Source organism: Cellulomonas sp. EB106-03-03-XG116 (genome assembly GCF_058792015.1).
The window spans coordinates 1-8,234 of record NZ_JBYTEP010000091.1; the positions used below are offsets into that span (position 1 = coordinate 1).

Genomic DNA, 8,234 nt, shown 5'->3' on the forward strand with positions numbered 1-8,234 from the left:
CCCCCCCCCCCCCCCCCCCCCCCCCCCCCCCCCCCCCCCCCCCCCCCCCCCCCCCCCCCCCCCCCCCCCCCCCCCGCGGCGTCACCGGGAAGAAGAGATGACCTCCACCTCCACCACCGGTCCGCTGCAGCCCACCGGCGCAGCGGACGCGACCGCCGCCGGGGGCGGCGCGACGCCCGGCCGCAAGGAGCCCCGCACCCGGGGCACCGGCGGCGGGCTCGGCCGCTACCTGCTCGTGCGGTTCCTCCTGATCATCCCGACCGTGTTCATCCTGGTCACCGTCGTGTTCGTGCTGATGCGCGCGACCGGCGACCCGATCACGGCCGCCCAGGGCGGGCGCCTGCCCGCCGACCAGCTCGCCGAGCGGATCCACCAGGCCGGCTACGACCGGCCGATCCTCGTCCAGTACGGCGAGTACCTCGGCAACATCCTGCGCGGCGACTTCGGCACCACGCTCAGCGACAGCCGGCCCGTGACCGAGGTGCTCACCACCTTCGGCGCGGCCACCCTCGAGCTCGCGTTCTACGCGCTGCTCGTCGCGTTCGTCGTCGGCATCCCGCTCGGGCTGCTCGCCGCGTACTTCCGCGACCGGTTCCACGACGCCGTGCTCCGCGTGTTCGCCATCGCCTGCTACGCCACGCCGGTGTTCTTCGCCGGCCTGCTGCTCAAGCTCGTGTTCGCCGTGCAGCTCGACTGGCTGCCGGTGTCCGGGCGCGCGTCGACCCGCTCCGAGATCGAGATGCGGCAGCTCGACGACCCGACCGGCATCTACCTGATCGACGCGATCCGCACCGGCAACGGCGAGGTCGTCGCGGACGTGCTCCAGCACGCCGTGCTCCCCGCCATCGCGCTGGGGCTGCTCACCGCCGGCGTGTTCCTGCGGCTCGTGCGCACCAACGTGATCGGCACCCTCGGCTCCGGCTACGTCGACGCGGCCCGGTCGCGCGGCGTCCGCGAGTCGCGGCTGCTGCGCAAGCACGCGTACAAGCCCGCGCTCATCCCGATCATCACCGTGGTCGGCATGCAGGTCGCGATGCTGCTCGTCGGCGCCGTGCTCACCGAGACGACCTTCGAGTGGCGCGGCCTCGGCTTCCAGCTGTCGCAGTACCTGCAGGCGCGCGACTTCGTCGCCGTGCAGGGCATCGTCGTGCTGCTCGCCGTGATCGTCGCCGTGACGAACTTCCTCGTCGACGTCATCGCCGCGCTCATCGACCCGAGGGTGAGGTACTGACATGGCGACCACCCCCGCCGCCGCCCCCGAGGCGGCTCCGGCCACCGCCGCCGCCCCCGCCCGCCGCGGCTGGCGCCGGCTGCCCGTCGTGCACCAGCTCCGGCAGAGCGTCGGCCTCCAGCGCGGCATGCTGATCGCCGGCCTGGTGCTCACCGGCCTGCTGGTCCTCACCGCCCTGCTCGCGCCGCTGCTCGCGCCCTACGGGTTCAACCAGCTCCGCGACGCCGACGGGCCGTTCGGCGCCCAGCAGCCGCCCTCGGCCGAGCACTGGCTCGGCACCACCGTCGGCGGCTTCGACGTGCTGTCCCGGGTGATCTACGGGTCCCGCACCGCGCTGCTCGTCATGATCATCGCGATCGCCGCCTCGCTGGTCATCGGCGTGCTGCTCGGTCTCGTGTCCGGCTACTTCGGCGGCTGGCTCGACCGGGTGCTCGTCGTGGTCGCGGACGCGGTGTACGCGTTCCCGTCCCTGCTGCTCGCCATCGTGCTCGCCATCGTCATCAGCGGCGGCCAGTCGAGCATGTGGGGCGGCGTCCTCGCGGCGGCGCTCTCGATCACCGTGGTGTTCACGCCGCAGTACCTCCGGGTCGTGCGCGCGGAGACCATCCGGATCAAGTCCGAGGCCTTCGTCGAGTCGGCCCGCGTCATCGGCGCGAGCAACACCCGGATCATGCTCAAGCACGTGCTCCGCAACGCGACCCGCACGCTGCCGCTGATCATCACGCTGAACGCGTCCGAGGCCGTGCTCACCCTCGCGGGGCTCGGCTTCCTCGGGTTCGGCATCGAGCCGACGCAGGCCGCCGAGTGGGGCTACGACCTCAACCGCGCCATCGCCGACGTCACGTCGGGCATCTGGTGGACCTCGGTGTTCCCGGGCCTCGCGATCGTGCTGTCCGTCCTGGGCATCACGCTGGTCGGCGAGTCCCTGAACGACCTGGCGGACCCGCGGCTGCGCACCCGCCGCGCGTCGGCCGACGTGACCGGCGACGTCGCCGCGACCTCGGTCGTCCCCGGCGGCGCGCTGTCCGCCCCCGGCGGCCTGGAGGGCCTCGAGCCCGGGACGGAGGCGGCCCGATGACCGCACGCATCGACACCGCGCCGCACCAGGGCGCCCCCGCCGAGCCGGTCGTCGAGATCACCGACCTGTCGGTGTCCTTCGCGACCGACGCGGGCGACGTCCGCGCCGTCGACGGCGTCTCGCTCAGCGTGGCGGCCGGCGAGGTGCTGGCCGTCGTCGGCGAGTCCGGCTCCGGCAAGTCGGTGACGGCCAAGACCCTCCTGGGCCTGCTGCCGTCCACCGCGACCACCCGGGGCGCCGTCGTGCTGTCCTCCCGGGACGGCGCGGTCCGCAGCGACGTGGTCGCGCTCGACGGCTCGGCGCTCCGCCAGGTGCGGGGCCGGGACGCCGCCATGGTGTTCCAGGAGCCGTCGACCGCGCTGAACCCGGTCTACCCGATCGGCTGGCAGATCGTCGAGGGCCTGCGCGCCCACCAGAAGATCAGCCGGTCCGACGCCCGGGCCAAGGCCGTCGACATCCTGCGCCGCGTCGGGATCCCCGACCCGGAGCGCCGGATCGACCACTACCCGCACCAGTTCTCCGGCGGGCAGAAGCAGCGCATCGTCATCGCCCAGGCGCTGGTGCTCGACCCCGGCGTGATCATCGCCGACGAGCCCACCACCGCCCTGGACGTGACCGTGCAGGCCGAGATCCTCGACCTGCTCCGGCGCTGCCGCGACGAGTTCGGCGCGGCGATCGTGCTCATCACGCACAACATGGGCGTGGTCGCCGACCTCGCCGACCGCGTCGCCGTGATGTACCAGGGCAAGATCGTCGAGCAGGCGCCGGTGCGCGACCTGTTCGGCGCCCCGCAGCACGCGTACACCCGGTCGCTGCTGGACGCCGTGCCGCGGATCGGCAGCGGGGGCGCGCACGCCCGCGCCCGCGCCGCCGCGCGCCCCGCGGGCTGGGCCGAGCAGACCCCCGTGGTCGAGGCGCGGGACCTGGAGATCGTCTACCCCGGGCGGCTGCGGCAGCCCGGGTTCCGGGCGGTCGACAAGGTCTCGCTCGCGATCCGGCCCGGCGAGGTCGTCGGCCTGGTCGGCGAGTCCGGCTCCGGCAAGACCACCATCGGTCGTGCGATCGCCGGCCTCACCCGGGTCACCGGCGGGTCGCTCCAGGTGCTCGGGCTGGAGATGAACGGGGTGCGCGAGCGCGCCCTGCGGCCCGTGCGGCCGCGCATCGGGTTCGTGTTCCAGGACCCGGCGACGTCGTTCAACCCGCTGCTCACCATCGCCGAGTGCGTGGCCGAGCCGCTGGTCGTGCACGGCCGGGCGCGCGACGCCCGGGCGGCGCGGTCGCGGGTCGACGAGCTGCTGGAGTCCGTCCAGCTGCCGCGGTCGTACGGCGACCGGTTCCCGCACGAGCTGTCCGGCGGCCAGCGCCAGCGCGCGTCGCTCGCCCGGGCGCTCGCGCTCGACCCCGAGCTGCTGATCGCGGACGAGCCCACCTCGGCGCTCGACGTGTCGGTGCAGGCGCGGGTGCTCGAGCTGTTCTCGGAGCTGCAGGAGCAGCTCGGGTTCGCGTGCCTGTTCATCAGCCACGACCTCGCGGTGGTGGACCTGCTCGCCGACCGGATCGCGGTGCTGCACCGCGGCCGGCTGGTCGAGGAGGGCACCGGCGAGGAGGTGCTGGGCGCGCCCCGCGAGGAGTACACCCGCCGGCTGCTGGCGAGCCTGCCCGTGCCGGACCCGGACGAGCAGGCGCGGCGGCGCGAGGCCTGGCGGGCCCTGGCCTGACCCGCGACGACCCGCAGGGGCGCGCACCCGGGACACCCCGGGGCGCGCCCCTGCGGCGCCCTCCCGCGGACCCGGCAGGTGCGGTCAGGCCGGGAACACGCAGAACTCGTCGCCCTCGGGGTCCGCCAGGACCACCCACGTGCCCTGGTCGGCGACCACCGTCGCGCCGCGCGCCACGAGGTCGGCGACGCCCGCCGCGAGGTCGGGCACCGTCAGGTCGAGGTGCACGCGGTTCTTGGCCGTCTTCGGCTCGGGGACCCGCTGGAACCAGATCCGCGGCCCGGGCCCGCCGGGCTCGACCAGCACGGTCGGGTCGTCCTCGGGGTCCTCGACGCCCGCGGCGCGCAGCCGGGCGAGCTCGGCCTCGTCGTACGGCGCCACGCGGTAGCCGTCGAGCGTGCCGGCCCACCACCGCGCGAGCGAGGCGGGGTGCCGGCAGTCGACGACGACGTCGCGCAGGGCGGCCATGCGCCGAGCCTAGGGCCGGTGGCGCGCGCCCGTCAGGCGTCCTCGCGCAGGCAGAGGTAGCCGCTGTCGTCCGCCTCCACGTACCAGGCGGCCTCGAGCGGGCAGGAGTCGAGGACCTCGACCTGCTCGACCGCGAGGAACGCGTGCGGGTCGCCGCAGTCCACGGGCTCCAGGAACTCGCCGTCGGCCTCGTCCCAGCACGACCCGACGCCGGTGGCGACGTGCGGGAGCACCGTGCCCGGCGCGGCGTACGACACCACCGCCACGACGCCGACCGCCACGCAGGCGACGAGGCCCCCCGCGGCGCCGAGCCAGCCGCGCGACGAGTACGCCGGCGCGCCCGCGCGGCGCGCGCCCCGGTAGGCGACCGCGGCGCGGACCAGCAGCACGAGCCCGAAGACGAAGCCGCCGGTCCAGATGATCCCGCCGGAGTCGCCGGACGCGAGGATGGTGCTGACGGTCGCGCCGACCAGCACGGCGATCCCGATCCAGAAGGTCCGGGTCGCGCCGCGGCGCGCGTGCAGCCCCTCCTCGGACCCGGGCACCGGGGGCGCCCCGAACGCGGTCGGCTGCGGGAACGCCGTCGGCGCGGGGGACGCGAGCCCCGGGACGGTCGCGCCGGTCGCCGGCGCGGCGGGCCACGTCCCCGCCGGGGCGGACGTCGCGTCCGGGTCGTCCGGCAGCCACAGCTGCCACCCCTCGGGGACCGGCGGCAGCGTCGCGAGGTCCGGCTGCCAGCCGGGCGGGGGCGTCCACCCGGCGGGCGGCTGCGGCCAGGACGGCGGCGGGTTGAAGCGCATGGTCACCTCGGGTGGCTGGCTCGGGCTCGGGCCGGGGCCCGGTGCGCCCCGGCGCGGAGCACGCCGGATCGTTGCACCGGGCAACGGGCGCCCGTGGCGGATCCGCCCCGATTCATCCGGACGGCGCAGCCGCACCAGGTCGGGCCTGTCCCCCGTGCGCACCGGGATGTCCCGTTCCGCTCAGCACCGGGCCCCCACGTGTCGATAGGTCCCGTGTGGAGCAGGGGATCGGCACCGAGCCCGTCGTCCGGCGCTCGCGCCGCCGGGGCCTGTGGCGCAGCGCGCGCCGGGCGTCCGGCGTGCCCTCGGCGCGCCCCGAGGCGGACCGCTCCGACGACTGGTTCGACTCCTGGCTGACCGACGCCGCCGAGGCGGTCGGCTCCCGCCGCGCGCTGGCCGAGGCCGAGGCCGCCGGCTGGACCGTGCTGCACGACCTGCACCGCCCGGGCAGCACCGACGCGACCGTCGAGCACGTCGCCGTGGGCCCGGGAGGCGTCGTCGTCGTCGAGACGCTGCGCTGGACCGGCGAGGTCACCGTGCACGACGGCACGCTGCGGCACCGCGGCTACGGCCGGACCGCCGACGTCGCCGCGGTCGCCGACGCCGCCGGCGCGGTCACCGCGCTGCTGGCCCCGGCGCACCGCCGGGCCGTGCTCGCCGTGGTGTCGCTCGGGGGGCGCGACCTCGACCCGGCCGCGGTGCGGGGCGGCGCGACGGCGGTCGGCGAGCCGCGGCTCGCGGCGCACCTGGCTGCGCTGCCGCCCGTGTTCTCCCCCGAGGACGTGACGCTGGTGTCCGAGTACCTGGCCGCCGAGCTGGGCGGCGCCGCGAGCCCCGAGCAGCTGACCGTCGACGACGTGTTCCGGCCCGCCGCGGTGTGGCGGGACGAGCGCCACGCCGCCCCGGCCGCCCCGGAGGCCCCGGCGAGCCCGCAGGCCGGCGCCCCCGGTCGCGCCGGGACCGCCGGCGCGACCCCGCGCTACGCGCAGCCCGCCAACCGGGAGGTCGCCGGGCTGCACGCCGGCCAGGACGCGGCCGCACCCGCCCGGCCCGCGTCGGCCGCCGGCCGCGGCGCCCTCGGCGACGGCGTCCTCCGCCTCGGGCTGCTGGTGCTCGGGCTGCTCACGGTCGGCAACGTGCTGCTGGCCTGGTTCGACGTCGCGGGCTGACCCTTCGCCCGACGCCCGCCGCGCCCGACGCCGCGCCGGTGGTGTGACCTGCGTCACGACCGCGCGCCCGCGGGATGAGACGGCTCTCCCCCGCGGTTCGATCCTCTCGTGAGCCTCCTGATGAGCCCCCTGACGCTGCGCGGCACCACGTTCCGGAACCGGGTCTGGCTGGCGCCGATGTGCCAGTACTCCGCGGACGGCGACGGCGTCCCCACCGACTGGCACCTCGCGCACCTCGGCGCCCGCGCGGTCGGCGGCTTCGGCCTGGTGCTCGCCGAGGCGACCGCGGTCGTCCCCGAGGGCCGGATCTCCCCGCAGGACGTCGGCATCTGGGGCGACGAGCACGTCGTCGCCTGGCGCCGGATCACCGACCTCGTCCGCAGCCGCGGCGCCGTCGTCGGCGTCCAGCTCGCGCACGCCGGTCGCAAGGCCTCCACCTACCGCGGGTTCGGCGAGGGCTCGGGGACCGTCCCCGCCGCGGCCGGGGGCTGGGACACCGTCGCGCCGTCGGCCGTCGCCTTCGAGGGCTACGCCGCCCCGCAGGAGATGACGCCGGAGCAGGTGGCCGCGGTGCCGGGCCAGTTCGCCGCCGCCACCCGCCGCGCGCTCGACGCCGGCTTCGACCTCGTCGAGGTGCACGCCGCCCACGGGTACCTGCTGCACCAGTTCCTGTCCCCGCTGTCGAACCGCCGCGACGACGCGTGGGGCGGCGACCTGGCCGGACGCGCCCGCCTGCTGCTCGACACCGTCGACGCGGTCCGCGCGGCGCTCCAGGAGGACCGCCCGCTGCTCGTCCGCGTCTCCGCCACCGACTGGACCGAGGGCGGCCTCGCCGTCGAGGACGTCGCGCAGGTGGCGGTCTGGCTGCGCGCGCACGGGGTCGACCTGGTCGACGTCTCGACCGGCGGCAACGTGCACGCCTCCATCCCCGTCGGGCCGGGGTACCAGGTGCCGGCCGCCCGGACGATCCGCGAGACCGCCGGGATCGCGACCTCCGCGGTCGGCCTGATCACGACGCCGGAGCAGGCCGAGCAGGTGCTGGCCCAAGGCTCCGCGGACGTCGTCATGCTGGGCCGGCCGGCGCTGTTCGACCCGCACTGGCCGCTGCGCGCCGCGCACGCGCTGGATGACAAGACCCCCGTGCTCGAGCACGCCGGAGACGCCGCGGCGACGGTGCTCCCGGGCCAGCCGACCGGCTGGCCGGTGCAGTACGCGCGGGGCTCCTGGGGCTGAGCGGGGCGGGGGCGGCTCCCGGTACGCCGGTGAGGTCGTCACCTCCGCACGAGGTCGGCACTCACGAGTGACGACCTCGTCGCGTGGTGACGACCTCACCGCGCCCGCGGACGGCGCCACGCGCCGCGCCGGCGCTCAGGTGGTCAGGGCACCCGAGGCGAGCAGGTAGGCGAGCAGCGCGGTGGCGGCCGCGCCTACGACGACGGCGAACACCGCGCGCCCGCGGCCGTGTCCGCCGGTCCGGGCCCTGCGGAGCGCCCACAGACCGAACCAGATCGCGAACGGGCCGAGCGGCCAGATCAGCAGCGCGAGCAGGCCGACGTAGCCCGCGACGATGGACTGCCAGGACCGGCCGGTCGGGAGCAGCCAGTGCACCGCGTCGCGCGGGCCGGCGCCGAGCCGGGCGGGCTCGGGGTACCAGGGGCCGGCGGTTGCGGCCGCGGCGTAGGCAGGGCCGGCGGGTGCGGCCGCGGCGTAGGCGGGACCGCCGGTCGGCGCGAGCGCGGTGCGGTGCCGGGCGTGCGCCGGGGCTCCGGC

At 76.7% G+C, this 8,234-nt stretch carries 8 protein-coding genes; 5 read left to right on the plus strand and 3 right to left on the minus strand.

The features are described 5' to 3' along the window. Positions 1 to 97: 97 nt before the first annotated feature. Genes AC3WUG_RS18890 through AC3WUG_RS18900 form a run of 3 tightly spaced genes read left to right on the plus strand, consistent with a single transcriptional unit; the run spans position 98 to position 4,027 of the window. Entirely contained in the window at positions 98 to 1,231 is a 1,134-nt protein-coding gene (locus tag AC3WUG_RS18890; RefSeq protein WP_147795186.1) for an ABC transporter permease, read from the plus strand. A 1-nt stretch (position 1,232) separates the two neighbouring features. Further along, entirely contained in the window at positions 1,233 to 2,309 is a 1,077-nt protein-coding gene (locus AC3WUG_RS18895; protein ID WP_492329077.1) for an ABC transporter permease, read from the plus strand. Further along, positions 2,306 to 4,027 (plus strand): dipeptide ABC transporter ATP-binding protein, encoded by a 1,722-nt coding sequence (locus AC3WUG_RS18900; RefSeq protein WP_492329078.1) that lies wholly within the window; start codon positions 2,306 to 2,308, stop codon positions 4,025 to 4,027. The genes AC3WUG_RS18895 and AC3WUG_RS18900 overlap by 4 nt, the downstream gene beginning before the upstream one ends. Before the next feature lie 84 nt (positions 4,028 to 4,111). Here the strand turns inward: AC3WUG_RS18900 and AC3WUG_RS18905 are convergent, their stop codons facing one another. Further along, complete coding sequence (locus AC3WUG_RS18905; RefSeq protein ID WP_492329079.1) at positions 4,112 to 4,495, minus strand: VOC family protein; 384 nt, start codon at positions 4,493 to 4,495, stop codon at positions 4,112 to 4,114. A gap of 32 nt (positions 4,496 to 4,527) precedes the next feature. Continuing rightward, positions 4,528 to 5,301, minus strand: coding sequence for a hypothetical protein (locus AC3WUG_RS18910; RefSeq protein WP_492329080.1), 774 nt, complete (start codon positions 5,299 to 5,301; stop codon positions 4,528 to 4,530). Positions 5,302 to 5,510: 209 nt separating this feature from the next. Here AC3WUG_RS18910 and AC3WUG_RS18915 point away from each other — a divergent pair, with 209 nt between their 5' ends. After that, positions 5,511 to 6,464 carry an NERD domain-containing protein gene (locus AC3WUG_RS18915; RefSeq protein WP_492329081.1) on the plus strand — a complete coding sequence of 318 codons (954 nt, stop codon included), beginning with the start codon at positions 5,511 to 5,513 and terminating at the stop codon, positions 6,462 to 6,464. Positions 6,465 to 6,572: 108 nt separating this feature from the next. Continuing rightward, positions 6,573 to 7,697, plus strand: a complete 1,125-nt coding sequence (locus AC3WUG_RS18920; RefSeq protein WP_492329082.1) for an NADH:flavin oxidoreductase/NADH oxidase — start codon at positions 6,573 to 6,575, stop codon at positions 7,695 to 7,697. 135 nt (positions 7,698 to 7,832) lie between these two features. Here AC3WUG_RS18920 and AC3WUG_RS18925 read toward each other — a convergent pair. Continuing rightward, positions 7,833 to 8,234, minus strand: a 402-nt coding sequence (locus AC3WUG_RS18925) for a hypothetical protein (RefSeq protein WP_492329083.1), incomplete at its 5' end; no start/stop codon positions are given.